This is a genomic window from Agathobaculum sp. (assembly GCF_034098985.1).
Classification (GTDB): domain Bacteria; phylum Bacillota; class Clostridia; order Oscillospirales; family Butyricicoccaceae; genus Agathobaculum.
The window spans coordinates 34,209-50,871 of record NZ_JAXEOA010000002.1; the positions used below are offsets into that span (position 1 = coordinate 34,209).

Consider the following 16,663-nt stretch of genomic DNA (forward strand, 5'->3'; position numbering starts at 1 on the left):
CATGAACTGGACCAAAGGCAAGAGCCTGACGCTGTCCCGCGTATGCGTCGTGCTGTTTTTTCTCGCGCTGGTGGCAGTCTGTTGCGCGGCGCCGGGGGCACTGCGCTGGCGGCTGGCGACGAACGGCGGGCGCTCCATCGGAAAGCTGCCGTATTACCTGACGAGTCTGTACTGCTGCGCGCCGTTCGCGGCGGCAGTGCTTTGGAAGCTGCACAGGCTGCTCGGCAACATTGGCAGGGAAGCCGTATTCGTTCCGGAAAATGTGCGGTGTCTGCGCGCGCTGTCATGGCTGTGTATTGGGGCGGGGATTGTCCTGTTCATCAGCGGATTTTATGATTTTCTGTTTTTTGTGCTGTCCGCCTGCGCGGCGTTTATGGGGCTGATCCTGCGGGTCGTCAAAAATGTGATCGCCGAGGCGGTCGCGCTCAAAAACGAGAACGACTTCACCATCTAGAAAGGACGTGTGCCGTCATGCCCATTGTGGTCAATATCGACGTGATGATGGCCCGCCGCAAGATGAGCGCGGGCGAACTGGCCGAACGCATCGGCATCACGCCGGCCAACCTGTCTATCCTGAAAAACAACAAGGCCAAGGCGATCCGCTTTTCAACGCTTGAGGCGCTGTGCCGTGCGCTCGATTGCAAGCCCGCCGACCTGCTGGATTATTTGGAGGAGTAACAAATGAATCAAAATCCCGTTCCGGCGGGCAGTCCATCCTGCCCGCCGTCCGTCGGCGCGTCCGATTGGCCGCAGGCCGTGCGAGAAACGCCTGCAAAAAAGCCGTTTGCCTGCGATAAGATCGATTTTCTGTTTGTTTTTGTGTTTTGGGCGCTGAGCTATTATTATATCTGGATGAGCGAACAGGTGTTTGGCTATGTCCGCTTTTGGGGCACGCCGCATATCGCGTTGTTCACCGCCGCCTATGCCGCATGCGTGCTGGGCTATTTGTATTTGAAAAAGCAAAAGCCGGCGGCGGAAAGCTGGTTTTGGCTGGCGGTCATGCTGGCGCTGGGCGTGCCGGTCAGCCTATGGTCGCTCGCGCCGTTTGTACAGATTGTGCTGCTGCATCTGGCCGCGCTGTATTGGACGCTCTGCGCGTTCGGCGCGCTGATGGACGGCAAGACCGGCAACTTGCTGGTGTACGATTGTATGTCGGCATTTGCCGTGGTGCCGTTCGGTAACTGGCTCGCGCCGTTTCGCGCGGTGCGCTGGACGAATAGCGCCAAAGGCGCGTGGCGGCGCAAAGTCCTGATGGCCGCGCTGGGCTTGGCGATCGCGGTGCCGCTTTTGTGTCTCGTGCTGCCGCTGCTGTCGAGCGCGGATCAGAATTTTCAGAGCATGCTGGATCATGCGTTCCGGTGGGTCGTGCGCGGCAGCGTGATCGACGCGCTGATTCGGCTGGTGCTCGCGGTACCGGTGACCTGCGTGCTCTATGGCCTGTGCTACGGCGCGGCGCACCGCAGCTGTACGGACTGGACGACGCGCGAAGGAATTGAAAAAGGCGCTGATTCAATGCGCTTTTTGCCGGATGCCGCGGTCGCGGTCGCACTGGGGGTCATGTGCGCGGTGTACGCGCTGTTCACCGCCCTGCAGGGCGGCTACCTGTTCTCCGGTTTTTTCGGACATCTGCCCGCTTCATTTTCCTATGCCGAATACGCCCGGCAGGGTTTCTTTGAGCTTTGCCGCATCGGTGCGATCAATGTTTGCCTGCTCGCGGGCGCCAACCTGCTTTCCAAAACGCCGCGCCTGAAGAATAAACGGCTGCGGCTGCTCAATCTGGCGCTCAGCGCGCTGTCGCTGCTGCTGGTTGCGACCGCGCTGAGCAAAATGGGGCTGTATATCGCGGCCTACGGCCTGACGGCCAAGCGCGTGCTCGCCACGACACTGCTGGTCTGGCTGGCGCTCGTGTTTCTGGGCGTGATCGCCTGGCAGTTTAAGCGGTTCGATCTGGTGCGTTTCGCAGTGTTTGCGGGCGCGGTACTTGTCTGCCTGCTATGCGTGCTCAATGTCGGCGGACTGATCGATGCGTATAATTTTTCGCATTTTGGTATTGCATCCGGACAGCCTCAGGTGCTGCTGGACGGGACGGAATGGCTGCTACAGTGAATATGACGAAAAAAGCACGGCTTTGGCCGTGCTTTTTTGCTGTGGCCGGCACGGCGCGCGCCCCTCGCTGCTTGACATTACCTGTCTAGTGCCATACAATAATAACGTTAGCAAATGCAAACAAGGCAGGGGGAAGCGGATGAAAACGCTGGGGAATCTGAAACCGGGCGAGGTGGGCGTGGTCGATCACATCACGGCCGAGGGGGCGCTTAAACGCCATTTTTTGGATATGGGCATCACCAAGGGCGTGCCCGTGATGATGGAACGCATCGCGCCATTCGGCGACCCGGTCGCCGTGCGGCTGCGGGGATACAGCCTGTCGCTGCGGCGGGAAGAGGCAAAAAAGATCGTATTGGAGCGGACGCATGAGGAATAGGACGCTTGCCATCATCGGCAACCCGAACAGCGGCAAGACTACGCTGTTCAACCGGCTGACCGGGTCGAACCAGCATGTTGGCAACTGGCCGGGCGTGACCGTGGATCGGAAAACCGGGCATGTCTGCCACGACGGCGTGCCGGTCGATCTGGTCGATCTGCCCGGCATTTATTCGCTGTCGCCTTATACACAGGAGGAGATCATCGCGCGCGAATACGTGCTGTCGGACGAGTGCGACGGCATTCTCAATATTGTAGACGCCGCGAATATTGAGCGCAACTTGTATCTGACGCTGCAGCTTATCGCTCTTGGCCTGCCCATGGTGATCGCGCTGGGCTTTATGGACGATGTGCGCGGACAGGGCATCCGGATCGACTGCGAGGAGCTTTCCAAGCGGCTGGGCGTGCCGGTGGTGCCGATCTCGGCAAAAAAGGGCGAAAACATGCATGAACTGCTGGATGCGCTTGCGGGCAAGATGAAGCCGCCCGCCCGGCAGCCTGCATATCTACATGGCGTGGGCGCGGCGATCCGCCGCGCGGCCGAATTGCTCGCGCCCCTGCCGCTTCGGAAATGCAGCCTGCCGTTTTATGCGGCAAAGCTGCTTGAGGGCGATCAGAAGATGTGGGCGCGGCTGGATATCCCCGCATCGACGGGGCGCGAGCTTTCGTCGATCGCGGACGCGATGCACAGCCACTCCAACTCGACCGACAATGAAATGGTGCTCGCTGACGCGCTGTATGATTACATAGAGGACCTGGTGCGAAGCTGCTATCAGCGCCCCCGGGAAAAGAAGCTGACCGTCACCGAGCGGATCGACCGGGTCGTGCTGCACCGGTTCTGGGCGCTGCCCATTTTTGCGTTTTTCATGTTTCTCATGTTCTGGTGCACGTTCGGCCCGTTCGGCTCCTTTTTGGGCGATTGCATGGAATATCTGATCCAGGGCCTGCTCGCGCCCGCCGTGCGGGGCGGGCTGGCCGCCGTGGGCGCGCAGGGTTGGGTGACCGGCCTTGTGTGCGACGGCGTGATCGGCGGCGTGGGCGGCGTTTTAAGCTTTCTGCCGCAGATCGTCATTTTGTTCTTTTTCCTCTCAGTTTTGGAGGATACCGGCTATCTGGCGCGCGTCGCGTTCATTATGGACACGCTGCTGCGCCGCATCGGGCTGTCCGGCAAGTCGTTCGTGCCCATGCTGATGGGCTTTGGCTGCACGACGCCCGCGGTCATGGCCGCGCGCACGATGGAAAACGAAAAAGACCGCCGCATGACCATCATGCTCACGCCGTTTATGTCGTGCGGCGCAAAGCTGCCGGTCTATGCGCTGGTGGCGGGCGCGCTGTTCCGGGAGCATCAGGGGCTGGTCGTCGTAAGCCTATATGTTTTGGGCATTCTAGTCGGTATCCTTGCCGGGTTCATTTTAAAAAAGACCGTGTTTCGCGGCGTGTCGTCGGGCTTTGTGCTTGAATTGCCGACCTACCGTATGCCGAGCTTTAAAGGCACGGTGCTGAATATGTGGCAAAAGGCCAAGGACTTTATCACCAAGGCCGGCACGATCATCTTTTTGATGAGCGTGGTCATCTGGCTGCTGCAAAACTTCACGCCCGCGCTCACGGTTGCGGCATCCTCGGCGGACAGCATCCTCGGCGTGGTCGGCACCTGGATCGCCCCGGTGTTCGCGCCGCTCGGATTTTCCGGCTGGGAACAGTCCGTTGCGCTGTTGACTGGGCTGGTCGCGAAGGAGGCCGTCGTGTCGACAATGAGTGTATTGTATGGCGCGGGGGATTCCGCCGCGCTTTCTGCACTCATCGGCACGGTGTTCACGCCGCTTTCAGGCTATGCGTTTCTGGTGTTCACGCTGCTGTACATGCCCTGCATGTCCGCCTTTGCGACCATCCGCCGGGAAATGGGCGGCTGGCGCTGGGCGTTCGGCGCGGCGGCGTTCCAGACCGGGCTGGCCTATGTGATCGCGCTTGCGGTTTTTCAGGTGGGAAGCCTGTTTGTGTAAAAAGGAGAGGAAAATGGCAATTAAACTGATCGCGGCCGATCTGGACGGCACGCTGCTGTCGAGCGAGCGCCGCTTTTCGGACGACCTGTTCCCGCTGATCGGCGCGCTGCACGCGCGCGGCGTGCGCTTTGCGCCCGCTTCCGGGCGGCAGTATTTCAATTTGCGCGAAATGTTCGCTCCGATCGCGGACGAACTGGTCTATATCAGCGAAAACGGCGCCATGGTGTGTGACGGCGAGCGCCTGCTTTCATTTGCCGCCATGCCGGCGGACGAGGTGGCCCGCGTAGTCGGGCTGGCGCGCACGCTGCCGGGAGTGTCGGTCATCCTTGCGGGTGAGCAGGGCGCGCTGTACGAAAACCAGCAGGACGGCGTGTTTCTGGAGAATATGGCGTATTATTACGCTCGCCGCCGCTATGTCCCCGATCTGATGGAGGCCGCGCATAGCCTGCCGGTGTGCAAGATCGCGCTGTTTTGCTCACGAAAGGCGGAGACAGTCATCCTTCCCGCGTTCCGGAAATTTGAAAAGACCTCGCAGGTCGCGCTGTCGGGCGCGGACTGGGTCGACCTGATGCGCCCGGGCATGAACAAGGGCGAGGCGATCGGGGCGCTGTGCCGGTCGATGTGCATTACGCCGGACGAGTGCATGGCGTTTGGCGATTATCTGAACGATGTGGAGCTGCTGCGCGCGGTCGGCGAGAGTTATGCGATGGACAACGCCCATCCCGATCTGAAGCGGATCGCAAAGCACGTCTGTCCCTCGAACGACGACGATGGCGTGTGCCGCACCATTCGCCGCGTGCTCGGTATTGACAAGTGAAAATTCCGTGATACAATGAAAACGGAAAAAGCAGAGTAGACCATGATGCGTTAAGTGCCGACGGAACGGGGAGTTGTCCGGCGGACGAAAGGGAACGTTTCCTTGCGGTATCGTGGTCGCATCCCGCTGCTGCAACTGTTTAGGCATCTCCTAAATTGCTGTGGCAACAGAAATTTTTGATTGGAGGTGTCTTTTTCCATGCAAAAAAAGCAGAATATTTTTCTCCGTTCGCTGCGCGAGCTAAAAAGCACGCGCTGCCTCGCACTGACCGCGCTGCTTATCGCGGTCAACATCGCGCTCGATCTGCTCGGGCTGACTATCCGGATTCCGCCCAACCTGCGCATTGGCTTCGGCTTTCTGTGCAACGCGTCGATCGGCATGCTGTTTGGGCCGGCGGTCGGCATGATGGGCGGCGTCGCGACCGATGTGCTGGGCTATTTTGCGGGAAATTTCACGATGGGCGGCTATTTTCCGGGCTATACGCTCACCGCGGTCGTCGGCGGGCTGCTGTGGGGCCTGTGGCTGTATCCGAGGAAAGTGACGGTGTGGCGCGCGGTCGGCGCGAAAACCTGCATCAACTGTCTTTGCAATATTGGGCTGAATACGCTTTGGCTGACCATCACAGGCGGCGACGCGATGCGCTTGCTGCTGGCAGCGCGGGTGCCGAAAAACCTGCTCCTGCTGCCGCTGGAGATCGCGCTGACCTATTTTGGCATGAAGCTGGTGCTGAAATTTTACCACATGCTGCCCGCAAGGGAGCGGGAAGCCGTTTAACGGAGAACAGAAAAACGAGCGGGAGGCGATCGCCTCCCGCTCGTTCTTTTATTCCGTTTTTTGCAGCTCCGGCGCAAAAGAAAGCCATTTGTTCCCTGCAAACCGGACGGTAAAGCAGATGGTGCGGCAAAGCCAGTCGCCCACCATGGCGATCCAGATGCCGATCGCGCCCAGCCCAAACTGCACGGCCAGCACATAGCCCCCGCCCAGCCGGATGAGCATCATCGAGGCGATGGCGCAGACCATGGGGTAGCGCACGTCGCCCGCGGCGCGCAGCGCGTTTGTCAGCGTGAACGATACCGGCCAGAGCAGGATGGCGCAGCCGTTGTGGATCAGCACCAGCGTCCGCGCGAGACGCAGCGTTTCGGGGGACAGGTTGTAGATCTTCAGAATTAGCGGGCAAAGCAGGATGGTGAGCAGACAGGTGCCGCCGAGAATCAGATAGGTGATTTTGACCAGCTTTTTCGCCATGCGCCGCGCCTGTGCGGCGTCGCCCGCGCCGACACATTGGCCGACGACCGTGATCATAGCGAGGTTGATCGCCTGCCCGGGGATGATACCCACGCCGTCTAAATTGTTGGCGATGGCGTTTGCCGCGATCTGGGTCGTGCCGAACAGCGCGATGATGCTGACGACCAGCACGCGCCCGAGCTGGAACAGGCTGTTTTCCAGGCCGTTTGGGATGCCGATGTTGAGGATGCGGCCGATCAGCGCGCCGTCCGGATGGAAGCGTTCGCCGCGGGAGATGGAGATCTCGTGCGACGGGTCGCGCAGCAGCAGCAAAATGGCCACCGCGCCGGCTGCGCGGGAGAAGAGCGAAGCGAGCGCCGCACCCGCGACGCCCCAGCGGAACCCGTAAATGAGCAGAGCGTTGCCGCCGATATTGATCACGTTGACCAAGCCGGCAATCAGCATGGACACACGAGAATTGCCCTGCGCGCGAAAGAGCGCTGCGCCGGCGTTATACAGCGCAAGCACCGGGTAGGAAAATGCGCTGATGGTCAGATAAGTAAGAGCGCTTTGCATGACATCGTCTTCGATCGCGCCGAACAGCAGCCGCAGGATCGGCGCGCGGAACAGCAGAACGAGCGCGGTGATCAGCAGTGAAATCAGCGTGACGACGAACAGAAGCTGCTTTGCCGCGCCGCAGCCGCGCTCGCGCTCCCTCGCACCGAGCAGCTGGGCGACGACGACCGCGCCGCCCGTCGCCAGCGCGGCAAAGATGTTGATAATCAGCACATTGACCATATCGACGAGCGATACGCCCGACACCGCCGCTTCGCCCACCGACGAAACCATGATCGTATCGACCAGGCCGATCGTGATGGCGAGCACCTGCTCCAGAATAAGCGGCCAAATCAGCATTTGCAGCGCGCGCTTGGGAAAAAGTTCGGTGTTCGTTTTTTTCGCCTTCTTTCACAGAATGGCCCGGTAGGCTTCGATCAGCCGGTCGAGCGTCCACGCGGCGTTGGCCGGACTGGTCGAGGGGAGCTGCGTGATGGGCACGCCGGTATGGGGCTCGATCAGCTTCCGGTAAAGCGCGGCGGATTTTCCGCCGGTGGCAAAAATGCGGTCGATCTTGGTCTGTGAGAGCAGCCAGCCGATATCGTTCGGCACGGCGTTTTGGATGCTCGCGTCGGACGCGCCCGCAATGTCGCAGCGGGCGATGGTATCCCACAGCGCGACCCGGTGCGCAAGGCACATGGCGCGCTTTTCTTCGATGGTCTCCGGCGCGCGCTCGCCCAAAACAGCCGCCAGCACGCGCCAAAAGCGGTTTTGGGGATGGCCGTAAAAGAAATGGGCCTCGCGTGATTTGGGGCTGGGGATCGAGCCCAGCAAAAGCACACGGGAATTTTCGTCAAAGAGCGGCGGGATGTTGTGGATGACGGTTTCTGTTTTCATACTTCGTCCTCGATGATAGTTAAGAAAGCACGGAACGCACTGGGCAGCGCATAATCCACCCGCAATGCGGAGGGCGTGACCAACGTCAGCCCCTCGGGCGCGTCGCCAAGCTCGATATAATAGCCGTTCATATGCCATTCCACATGCGTAAAAATATGCTTTGCAGGCCGCAGCGAAAGCAGCTTTTGAATCTGCCAGCCGCGCGATTCCAGCAACTGCCGGGTCTTGCCGGGCGGCAGATGGCCCTCCAACGAGGGGAGCTCCCATAATCCGCCGAGCAAACCGTCCGCGGGACGTTTGTTCAGGGCAACCAGACTGCCGCACCGAACGAGCAGCACGGTGCGCCGTTCGATGCGCCGCGCTTTCTTGGGCGAGCGCACCGGAACGAGCCCGGTGGTGCCGTGATGAAAGGAGGCGCACAGATGCGTAAGCGGGCATTCGCTGCATTTCGGCGCACCGTTCGGGACACAGACCGTTGCACCGAGTTCCATCAGCGCCTGGTTGAGGTCGCCCGGCCGGTCGCCCGGCATGACGGCGGCAAGCTGTCCGCGCACCGCTTTTTTGTATTTGGGGTCGGTGATCGGCGTCCGGTCGTCCGTGACCCGCGCGGCGACGCGCAGCACGTTGCCGTCTACCGCGGGCACGGGCAGCCCGAAAGCAATGGACGCGACCGCCCCCGCGGTATATTCCCCGATGCCAGGAAGCTTCAGAAGCGCGTCATAATCTGCGGGCAGCTCGCCGCCGAACCGCTCGCAGAGCTCGACCGCCGCGCGGTGCAGGTTGCGTACGCGGGAGTAGTAGCCTAGCCCCTCCCAAAGCTTGAGATATACGTCCTCCGGTGCTTCGGCAAGCGCGTGCACGGTGGGCAGTGCCTTCATCCAGCGGGAGAAGTAGCCGCGCACCGCTTCAACGCGTGTCTGCTGCAGCATGATCTCGCTCACCCAGACCCGGTAGGGCGTGGGTTCGGCGCGCCATGGCAGGTCGCGGTGTCCGGCGTCGTACCAGCTGAGCAGCGGCGCGGTCAGGCTGGCGCTTATTCCGCCGGACGGCATATCAGGTCCTCCAGCGTCTGTCCGGTATAGTACATGGTGAATGTCGCGTCCGTGATATGGGTATCCTTGTCGTCAAACACCTCGACAAGGTAAACACCGGTGCGCCTGCCGGTCTTACGCTCGGTCGCGACCGCGCGGAGCGTGCGGCCGGGGCCGCCCGGACGAAGATAGTTGGTCGAGCTGTTCAGCGTGACCGCCACCCGGCCGCGAGAAGCCGCCGCCGTGCCCGCCGCCACGTCGCACAGCGAATAGATCGTGCCGCCGTGCGCCATGCCAAGCGGGTTTAAAAGCTCGGGCGTGAGTGAAAGCTCGACGACCGCGTGCCCCTCGCTGAGTTCGGTGATTTGCATATTCATCAGGCGGTTGAGCCCACTGGCCTGCTGCCGCCATTTAAGGATTTCCTGTGTCGTCATCATAAGTGAAACGCTCCTTTTACACAGCGCGGCGCGGCAGGCGGCTATCCTGCCGCTGCCGCGCCCGGTTTTTCTTAATATAAATATTATATCGGCTGGCGCAAGGCACGTCAAGAGCGGCGGCTGGCGGAAAATTTTTTGCGCGCGATATGCCCCTACATGTAGTGAACGGCTTCGCTGGATGTCGCAAAATAGGGTGCCAATGGCACGAAAAACGCAGGAAAAACGAGGGAAATAAAGAGAAAATGCATATTTTCTGCACTTTACAAACGGTAATACAGCGAGTATAATGGATACAGTTTTATGACGGGGTAACAGAAATGGCCAGTGATTTTTCTCGCACGCTCGCGCTGCTGCGAAAGGAAAAGAAAATAAGCCAGAGAACAGCCGCGGGCGACTTGGCGGTATCGCAGGCATTGCTCAGCCATTATGAGAATGGCCTGCGCGAGCCCGGGCTGCCGTTTGTGGTACGTGCGGCGGATTATTACGGCGTTTCGTGCGACTATCTGCTGGGCCGATCGCTCGCACGGGACGGTTCCGCTGTGCCCGCAGAGCGGCTGGATGCGGAGCGTACCGAGGAAGCCAAGAAAAACCAAGTGGTTGAGGCGGCGTCGCTGCTGCTGGAGCTTGCGGAACAGACCGGAAGCGTGCAGCTGCCGCACGAGATCGAGTCCTATCTGTCGATCGTGATCTATAAGGCCTATCGATACCTATATCTTGCCGACCCGTGCGGCGTAGAGGCGGTGTTCCGCACAAGCAAGGAACAGTTTGACTATCTGTGCGACGCGCGCCTGAAGCAGCATGAGTTGCGCATCCGCACTGCGGCCGTGGGACAAGGCGGGTTTGGCCTGCAAGCTGAGAAATTGGAATATCAGCCTATGTCCCCGAACGAGCTCAGCAAGCGTTATCCTGCTATTGCCAATTCGCTGCTGACAGTGCTCCAACAAGTGTCCGACACCATCAGCGGCGGGCTACAAGCGCGAAAATGACAAAAAACGAAAATACCTGTTGACAGACATGCGCTTGTTATGGTATCATAATTAACGTCGCCGAACGGCAATAAAACCTGCGGAAATGCTGGTGTAGCTCAGTTGGTAGAGCAGCTGATTTGTAATCAGCAGGTCGGGGGTTCAAGTCCGTCCACCAGCTCCACCACTTTTTTAGGCAGGATGTCGGCGCTAAGTAAATATGGGAGGTTTCCCGAGTGGCCAAAGGGAACAGACTGTAAATCTGTCGTCTATGACTTCGGTGGTTCGAATCCACCACCTCCCACCAGTTATGAAAAGCACCCGTTTTGGGTGCTTTTTGTTGTTTATAATGGTTAAACATTTTAAATGGGTCATTTTAGGGGTCATGGAATGGGTCATCCGTCCCGATGCCGATTTCGCGACACGGGCTTTTCCCACACAATTCATTCTGGACTACCGATTCCATAATTTGATTGATCGTGATATACACATGATGCCGAGCGCAGCTAGGGACGATGAATCAGTGCATATGTGACGTATGCTGCAATAATCTAGCCAACCATAATTTCATTAATATAGGCTGCGGTCGCTAGGCGATATGGTCACGCCGCCGCAGTTTTTCCCAGTCTTTGCGGTAATTACAGAAATTGAAATCGCTGGATAAAACCACCTCGTCCTTTATGGACGGGGTGGAGAGACGACGTCGACATCCGCAATGCGCTTGGCAGAAATCGTTGCCAGCGTATCGCCAAGCTGTGTAAAAATAAGGCCAAGCATTGCGGTATCTTCGGCAGTATTGGCGCTGGATACGGCAACGGCAAGCGCGGTTATGGCAGTGGCTAATTGATTTCCGTCCATTTAAATCACCCCGTAAAAGGTATGCGGAAAAATGGAAAAGGAGGACATGTGACCTCAAAAGAATTATTCCTGCTATGCTGGCTGAACTGGGAAGTTGAGGAGGAAAAGAGAAAGCTGTCCGAACTGGAATCGGCGGCCACCGGCTTGACGCATGTCTCGGGGCGCACGATAAGATAGGCGATCCGGGCATCTTGATAGCTGATCAGAGGAACTTGAACGATCTAAAGGTGCGGTGGCCTGTGGTGGGGTATAACCGTCTGAACCGGTATCGCATATGGACTTCTTGATTTTTTGGCTTGCAATGTATAAATTTGCTATTATAATAGTATCAGTGCCGGGTACAGAAAAAATCTCACAGGCCCGGGAAGGGTAGACATAAATATGGCAAAAACAACGGACATGACAGCGGGCAATCCGACAAAATTGATCGCCCGGTTTGCGTTCCCACTAATATTGACCAATATTGGACAGCAGCTGTATCAGATCACGGATGCCGCTATCGTCGGCCGGGGGATCGGCATGGAGGCGCTGGCCGCGCTCGGTGCCACAGATTGGCTCTACTGGCTTGTTTTATGGGCTGTGCAGGCTATGACTCAGGGCTTTTCAGTGTTGTTTTCTCAGTGTTTTGGCTCTCAGGACCGGGAAAAAATGAGGAAAACGATCACCATGTCGATCCTTCTTTGCGCTGTGATTGGCACCGGGCTGACAGTTTTGAGCATTGGCGTTTCAAAGCCGCTGTTGTTGGCGCTCAGCACGCCGGATAATATATTGGATCAGGCATTTACCTATCTCAGCACGATGTATGCAGGCACGTTAATTGTAATCGCATATAATATGTCGGCAGCGTTCCTGCGATCGGTCGGCGATGGCAAAAGTCCGCTTATAGCAATGGGCATCGCGGGTACCTTGAATGTCGGTCTTGATATCGTATTTGTTGTGGTGTTCAAATGGGGCATTCGCGGCGCGGCGTTGGCGACCCTGTTGGCGCAACTGGCGGCCTTTCTTTATTGTCTGGCTGAGATTTGTAAGAATGAAATTTTTCATTTTAGCAGACCGGACTGGATGATTGATTATATCATTATCAAAAAGCTGATTTACCTGGGCATACCGCTTGCTTTGCAGCAACAGGTCGTTGTGATAGGCGGCATCATTGCGCAGTGGGTCATAAATGGCTGCGGATTCCTGTTTGTTGCAGGGTTTACCGCGACAAACAAGCTGCACGGACTGCTGGATTGCTCCGCATCCGCTTTTGGTTTCGCCGCATCAACGTATATCGGACAGAACTGGGGGGCGAAACGGATGGACCGCATCCGCGATGGAGTTCGAAAAACGCTGATGTTATCGGTACTGTTTTCGCTTGTGCTCACCGTCATCATGCTGTTGTTCGGGCGACAGATTGTAAGCCTGTTTATTTCCTCTTCAGCCGAAAACGCAGCGCAGGTATTAAACATTGCTTACGAATATCTGGTTGTGATGAGCCTTTTTCTGTTTTCGGCCTATATTATGCATACGTTCCGGGCGACTTTGCAGGCGATGGGCACGGCATTGGCGCCGACAGCTGCTGGCTTTGTGGAGTTTGCCGGGCGCGTCGGCGTGGCGCTGCTCCTGCCCCGTGTGATCGGAGCGAAAGGGCTGTATTTTATAGATGGCGCCGCATGGCTCTCCTCAGCTATTTTCTTGTTAGCCGCTTATGTGCTGTTTATGGCGAAGAAACGAGCGGTTGTGTAAAATAAAAAAAGCCGCTTTGGACTGGAACCGAAGCGGCCTTTTGCTTGTTCCTTGTTTGACAAGTTCCTGAATTGAGATTAAAATGACTATGTATCAAAAGCAGGCGGGCTGATTTTGAAACAAAACAGACAATGGAGTGTTGAAACATGGAATATAAGCGGTTTGATCAAACGATTATTGCAAGAATAGATAAGGGCGAAGAAATTGTTGAAAAAGTGAAAGAGCTTGCCGAAGCAGAGCATATAAAACTCGCGGATGTAAGTGCGCTTGGTGCTGTCGGCCAGTTTACAGTGGGTGTGTTTAAGACAAAAGAAAAGAAATACCTTTCCAATGAGTTTTCGGGCGACTATGAAATCGTTTCTTTGACGGGGACGATCAATACCATGGACGACAAGTTTTACTGTCATCTGCATATGAGCGCAGGGAATGAAAAAGGAGAAGTGTTCGGCGGGCATTTGAACCGTGCGGTCGTAAGCGCGACCTGTGAGATGGTCATTCATATTTTTGAAGGAACGGTAGACCGGTGCTTTAATCAGGAAGTGGGTCTGAATCTATTCCAATTTTAATAATGATCGATCAACGGAGAAAAGGAGCTTTGTATGGATTTTCAGGCATTGCAGGCAGCGCGGGAAAGCTGTAGAGTTTACAGCAGCAAGCCGGTTTCCCGAGAAACACTGACGCACCTAGTGGATGTAGCGCGGCTGTCCCCAAGCGGATGCAACGCCCAGCCGTGGCGCTTTATCATCGTGGATGAGCCGGAAGCGCGGGAAAAGCTGATCGACGCATTTGACGACGACGGATTGACGGGCTGTCCATGGGGAGAAAATGTGCCTGCATTCATTTTAATTTGTGAAGACGAAGCGCGGCTGATGCCGCGCGTAGGAGAGCGGTATGGCACCCAGCACTTTGCGCAAATGGATATCGGCATGGCCGCTATGGCGCTGTGCTATGAAGCGACGGCGCTGGGGCTGGGCACCTGCATCATTGGTACAATGAGCCAGGAAAAGCTGCACCACTCTTTCGGTATTCCACCGGAGCGTCCGGTGCGCCTGATCATTACGGTCGGTTATCCGGCAGCGGCGGGAAAGCCCAGAACCAAAGCCCGCAAATCCCTCGAAGACATTCTGCGCTATAATCATTGGTAACAGCAAAGGCCGCCTATATCGGGCGGCCTTTGTTCTGGCGCAAAACCGGCGCGGCTTAACCCATCTTCTTTGGCTGTCATAAAATGACATGAAAGGAGATGTATTATGAATCAGGACGAACTGGCGATCTATCTGGCAGTCACGAATTTTGCGACAGAAAACCTGTTCTGGCAATTGGTCTATTTAAACAATGCGATATTTCAAACGCCGCTTAAAATCGAAGCCAAGGAGAAGCTCCTGGGCATGAAGAAAATGTGCGGCACGATCATTTCCAGCTTCTATCCATCTGGAGAGGGTGGAGAATTGGTGGAAGCAATGGCAAAAAACAACCGTCTGTTCGTTGCATATGCTGACAGTGTAATGCAGGGCAGCGGACACTCGGGCATACTAAAGCGGCAATGGAGGGAAAATGGACAACAGATTGCGCGTTTGCTGTGCAGGATGAACCCCTATTGGCGGACGGCAGAATGGACGGCCATGATCAACCACGAAGCGGACCTCTTGGATAAAATCGCTACCAGCCTGCACGCGCGAAATTACACGGTTTTTGTGGATATCGCCCCCATATGCCGGCGGCTGGCGATTGATATGTCAAACTATATGAGCAGCGGCTTGGCAAAACAACTTCGATGTACCACACCTTAAATGCCGCATATCGCACCACGGCGCTGCTATCCATATCAAAGATATGCCGCCGGAGAGCCAGCCGTCCCAAGGGGACGGCGGCTTTTTTACTTGGTGTCATATCATGCAAGAATACGGGCGGGTTTCATGCTACAATAAAACAACAGCAAAAGGAGGCAGCGCCTATGATGCAGGAGCAGGAACAGCGCCGCGTTTATTACGACCGGGATTTAAACATTGAGATTTACAACTTGAGCGGCATTGTCCAAAAGTTTCCCAACCATTTTCACGAGTATTATGTGATCGGCTTTGTGGAGGGCGGAAACCGGCACCTCTGGTGCAAAGGCCGGGAATATGATCTTTCCGCCGGCGATTTGATTTTGTTTAACCCGCGGGACAACCATTACTGTGCGCCGGTCAACGGGGAACTGCTGGACTATAGGGCGGTCAATATAGAGCCCGGGGTTATGCGCGCAATGGTAAAAGAGATCACGGGAAAGGCGTATGCCCCACGGTTCACTGTGAACGTCGTATACAAAAGCGATGCCGCACAATTGGTCGGCGTGCTTTATCAGGCTATTGTTTCAAACGCGCCTAAAATGGAAAAGGAAGAGGCGTTCTTCTTCCTGCTGGAACAGGTGCTTCAAGAGTATGCAAGCCCATTTGACGAGGCGGAGATATCCGTCCCAAACCAACAGATACAAACGTTATGCACGTATATGGAAAACCATTTTGCAGAGAATATCACGCTGGACGACCTGCTAAAGATGGCGGATTTTGGGAAATCCTATTTGCTCCGCACGTTTACCAAGCAGGTCGGCGTATCTCCGTACCGCTATTTGCAGACCATCCGGCTGGACAAGGCCAAAAAGCTGCTGGAGCAGGGCGTTGCGCCGGTCGACGCTGCAAATATGTCGGGCTTTGCGGATCAAAGCCATTTCACAAACTTTTTCAAAACTTTTATTGGACTGACGCCCAAACAGTATCAAAAGATTTTCACCAAAGCGCCATTGCCCGCGGCGCCGGCGGAGGAGTGACCGCATGACGAACAAAACTGCTGCGGGCCATCTGGCCGCGCTGGTCACAATCTTGATTTGGGGCACGACATTTATTTCCACAAAGGTGCTTCTCCGGGTGTTCACACCGATAGAGATCCTGTTTATCCGTTTTATCATCGGCTATTTGGCGTTGTGGCTCGTCTGCCCGCGCCGGCTTCAGATGGCGGACAAGCGGCAGGAGTGGTATTTCGCGGCCGCAGGGCTTTGCGGCGTGACGCTGTACTACCTGTTTGAAAATATTGCGCTGACCTATACGCTGGCCTCCAATGTAGGCGTGATCATATCTGTTGCGCCATTTTTCACAGCTATTTTTACGGCGTTGTTTTTGCGGGAGGGACGTCCGAATGCACGCTTTTTCCTGGGTTTCCTGATCGCAATAGCCGGAATCTGCATGATCAGCTTTGGCGGTGGAGCGTCGCTGCGGATGAATCCGCTGGGGGATCTGCTTGCGGTGGTCGCGGCGGTTGTCTGGGCGGCGTTTTCCACTATCACAAAAAAGATCAGCGGGTTTGGATATCACACGATCCTGACGACACGGCGCACCTTTTTCTACGGGCTGCTGTTTATGCTCCCGGTCTTGGCGGTAATGGGGTTTCAGGTGGAATTAGAGCAGCTTTATCATGCCGGAACTCTTCTGAATCTGCTGTTCCTGGGATTGGGCGCATCCGCCTTATGCTTTGTGACGTGGAATTTTGCGGTAAAGATATTGGGGTCGGTTCGGACGAGCGTGTATATTTATATGGTGCCTGTTATCACGGCCGTCACCTCGGCGGCGGTCTTACAAGAAAGATTAACTATTAGAAGTCAACCCCAAAAATGAAGGATGGTGGTAAAAAGTCAGAT

At 56.5% G+C, this 16,663-nt stretch carries 19 protein-coding genes, 2 tRNA genes and 1 riboswitch; of the genes, 16 read left to right on the plus strand and 5 right to left on the minus strand.

The features are described from left to right. Nucleotide 1: 1 nt before the first annotated feature. From SO058_RS00270 to SO058_RS00300, 7 genes are all read left to right on the plus strand, one after another. Entirely contained in the window at nt 2–454 is a 453-nt protein-coding gene (locus tag SO058_RS00270) for a DUF2975 domain-containing protein (RefSeq protein WP_320841013.1), read from the plus strand. A 17-nt stretch (nt 455–471) separates the two neighbouring features. After that, nucleotides 472–678, plus strand: coding sequence for a helix-turn-helix domain-containing protein (locus tag SO058_RS00275; RefSeq protein ID WP_320841014.1), 207 nt, complete (start codon nt 472–474; stop codon nt 676–678). 3 nt (nt 679–681) lie between these two features. Beyond that, on the plus strand, nt 682–2,106 hold the full coding sequence (locus tag SO058_RS00280; protein WP_320841015.1) for a DUF4153 domain-containing protein: 1,425 nt from the start codon (nt 682–684) through the stop codon (nt 2,104–2,106). Nucleotides 2,107–2,245: 139 nt separating this feature from the next. Next, nucleotides 2,246–2,482: a FeoA family protein gene (locus SO058_RS00285; RefSeq protein WP_320841016.1), complete on the plus strand. Its 237-nt coding sequence runs from the start codon at nt 2,246–2,248 to the stop codon at nt 2,480–2,482. Then, nucleotides 2,472–4,481, plus strand: a complete 2,010-nt coding sequence (feoB, locus tag SO058_RS00290) for a ferrous iron transport protein B (RefSeq protein WP_320841017.1) — start codon at nt 2,472–2,474, stop codon at nt 4,479–4,481. Before SO058_RS00285 ends, feoB begins: the two co-directional genes overlap by 11 nt. A gap of 13 nt (nt 4,482–4,494) precedes the next feature. Continuing rightward, nucleotides 4,495–5,298, plus strand: a complete 804-nt coding sequence (locus tag SO058_RS00295; protein ID WP_320841018.1) for a Cof-type HAD-IIB family hydrolase — start codon at nt 4,495–4,497, stop codon at nt 5,296–5,298. Between the two features lie 29 nt (nt 5,299–5,327). Continuing rightward, nucleotides 5,328–5,429, plus strand: a riboswitch (THF riboswitch). A 67-nt stretch (nt 5,430–5,496) separates the two neighbouring features. Continuing rightward, nucleotides 5,497–6,072: a folate family ECF transporter S component gene (locus SO058_RS00300; RefSeq protein WP_320841019.1), complete on the plus strand. Its 576-nt coding sequence runs from the start codon at nt 5,497–5,499 to the stop codon at nt 6,070–6,072. Nucleotides 6,073–6,120: 48 nt separating this feature from the next. Here the strand turns inward: SO058_RS00300 and SO058_RS00305 are convergent, their stop codons facing one another. Genes SO058_RS00305 through SO058_RS00320 form a run of 4 tightly spaced genes read right to left on the minus strand, consistent with a single transcriptional unit; the run spans nt 6,121 to nt 9,442 of the window. Then, nucleotides 6,121–7,443, minus strand: a complete 1,323-nt coding sequence (locus SO058_RS00305; protein ID WP_331672802.1) for an MATE family efflux transporter — start codon at nt 7,441–7,443, stop codon at nt 6,121–6,123. 45 nt (nt 7,444–7,488) lie between these two features. Continuing rightward, complete coding sequence (locus SO058_RS00310; protein WP_320841021.1) at nt 7,489–7,974, minus strand: DNA-deoxyinosine glycosylase; 486 nt, start codon at nt 7,972–7,974, stop codon at nt 7,489–7,491. After that, on the minus strand, nt 7,971–9,026 hold the full coding sequence (gene mutY / locus SO058_RS00315; RefSeq protein WP_320841022.1) for an A/G-specific adenine glycosylase: 1,056 nt from the start codon (nt 9,024–9,026) through the stop codon (nt 7,971–7,973). The genes SO058_RS00310 and mutY overlap by 4 nt, the downstream gene beginning before the upstream one ends. Then, on the minus strand, nt 9,008–9,442 hold the full coding sequence (locus SO058_RS00320; protein ID WP_320841023.1) for a PaaI family thioesterase: 435 nt from the start codon (nt 9,440–9,442) through the stop codon (nt 9,008–9,010). Before SO058_RS00320 ends, mutY begins: the two co-directional genes overlap by 19 nt. A 317-nt stretch (nt 9,443–9,759) precedes the next feature. Between SO058_RS00320 and SO058_RS00325 the strand changes: the two genes are divergently transcribed. The 3 genes from SO058_RS00325 (at nt 9,760) to SO058_RS00335 (ending at nt 10,714) form a co-directional block, all read left to right on the plus strand. Continuing rightward, on the plus strand, nt 9,760–10,428 hold the full coding sequence (locus SO058_RS00325) for a helix-turn-helix domain-containing protein (protein WP_320841024.1): 669 nt from the start codon (nt 9,760–9,762) through the stop codon (nt 10,426–10,428). 87 nt (nt 10,429–10,515) lie between these two features. Then, nucleotides 10,516–10,591: transfer RNA gene (locus SO058_RS00330), tRNA-Thr, on the plus strand. 38 nt (nt 10,592–10,629) lie between these two features. Next, nucleotides 10,630–10,714: transfer RNA gene (locus tag SO058_RS00335), tRNA-Tyr, on the plus strand. A gap of 371 nt (nt 10,715–11,085) precedes the next feature. Here SO058_RS00335 and SO058_RS00340 read toward each other — a convergent pair. Then, nucleotides 11,086–11,265 carry a DUF6774 domain-containing protein gene (locus tag SO058_RS00340; RefSeq protein ID WP_320841025.1) on the minus strand — a complete coding sequence of 60 codons (180 nt, stop codon included), beginning with the start codon at nt 11,263–11,265 and terminating at the stop codon, nt 11,086–11,088. Between the two features lie 381 nt (nt 11,266–11,646). Here SO058_RS00340 and SO058_RS00345 point away from each other — a divergent pair, with 381 nt between their 5' ends. From SO058_RS00345 to SO058_RS00370, 6 genes are all read left to right on the plus strand, one after another. Next, nucleotides 11,647–12,993 (plus strand): MATE family efflux transporter, encoded by a 1,347-nt coding sequence (locus tag SO058_RS00345; protein ID WP_320841026.1) that lies wholly within the window; start codon nt 11,647–11,649, stop codon nt 12,991–12,993. Nucleotides 12,994–13,139: 146 nt separating this feature from the next. Then, nucleotides 13,140–13,559 carry a PPC domain-containing DNA-binding protein gene (locus SO058_RS00350; RefSeq protein ID WP_320841027.1) on the plus strand — a complete coding sequence of 140 codons (420 nt, stop codon included), beginning with the start codon at nt 13,140–13,142 and terminating at the stop codon, nt 13,557–13,559. 33 nt (nt 13,560–13,592) lie between these two features. Then, entirely contained in the window at nt 13,593–14,138 is a 546-nt protein-coding gene (locus SO058_RS00355) for a nitroreductase family protein (protein ID WP_320841028.1), read from the plus strand. Between the two features lie 105 nt (nt 14,139–14,243). After that, the gene (locus SO058_RS00360) at nt 14,244–14,783 is read left to right on the plus strand and encodes a hypothetical protein (RefSeq protein ID WP_320841029.1); all 540 of its coding nucleotides are present in this window, start codon (nt 14,244–14,246) and stop codon (nt 14,781–14,783) included. Between the two features lie 164 nt (nt 14,784–14,947). Then, complete coding sequence (locus SO058_RS00365; protein WP_320841030.1) at nt 14,948–15,799, plus strand: AraC family transcriptional regulator; 852 nt, start codon at nt 14,948–14,950, stop codon at nt 15,797–15,799. Nucleotides 15,800–15,803: 4 nt separating this feature from the next. Next, entirely contained in the window at nt 15,804–16,640 is an 837-nt protein-coding gene (locus tag SO058_RS00370; protein WP_320841031.1) for a DMT family transporter, read from the plus strand. Nucleotides 16,641–16,663: the final 23 nt, after the last annotated feature.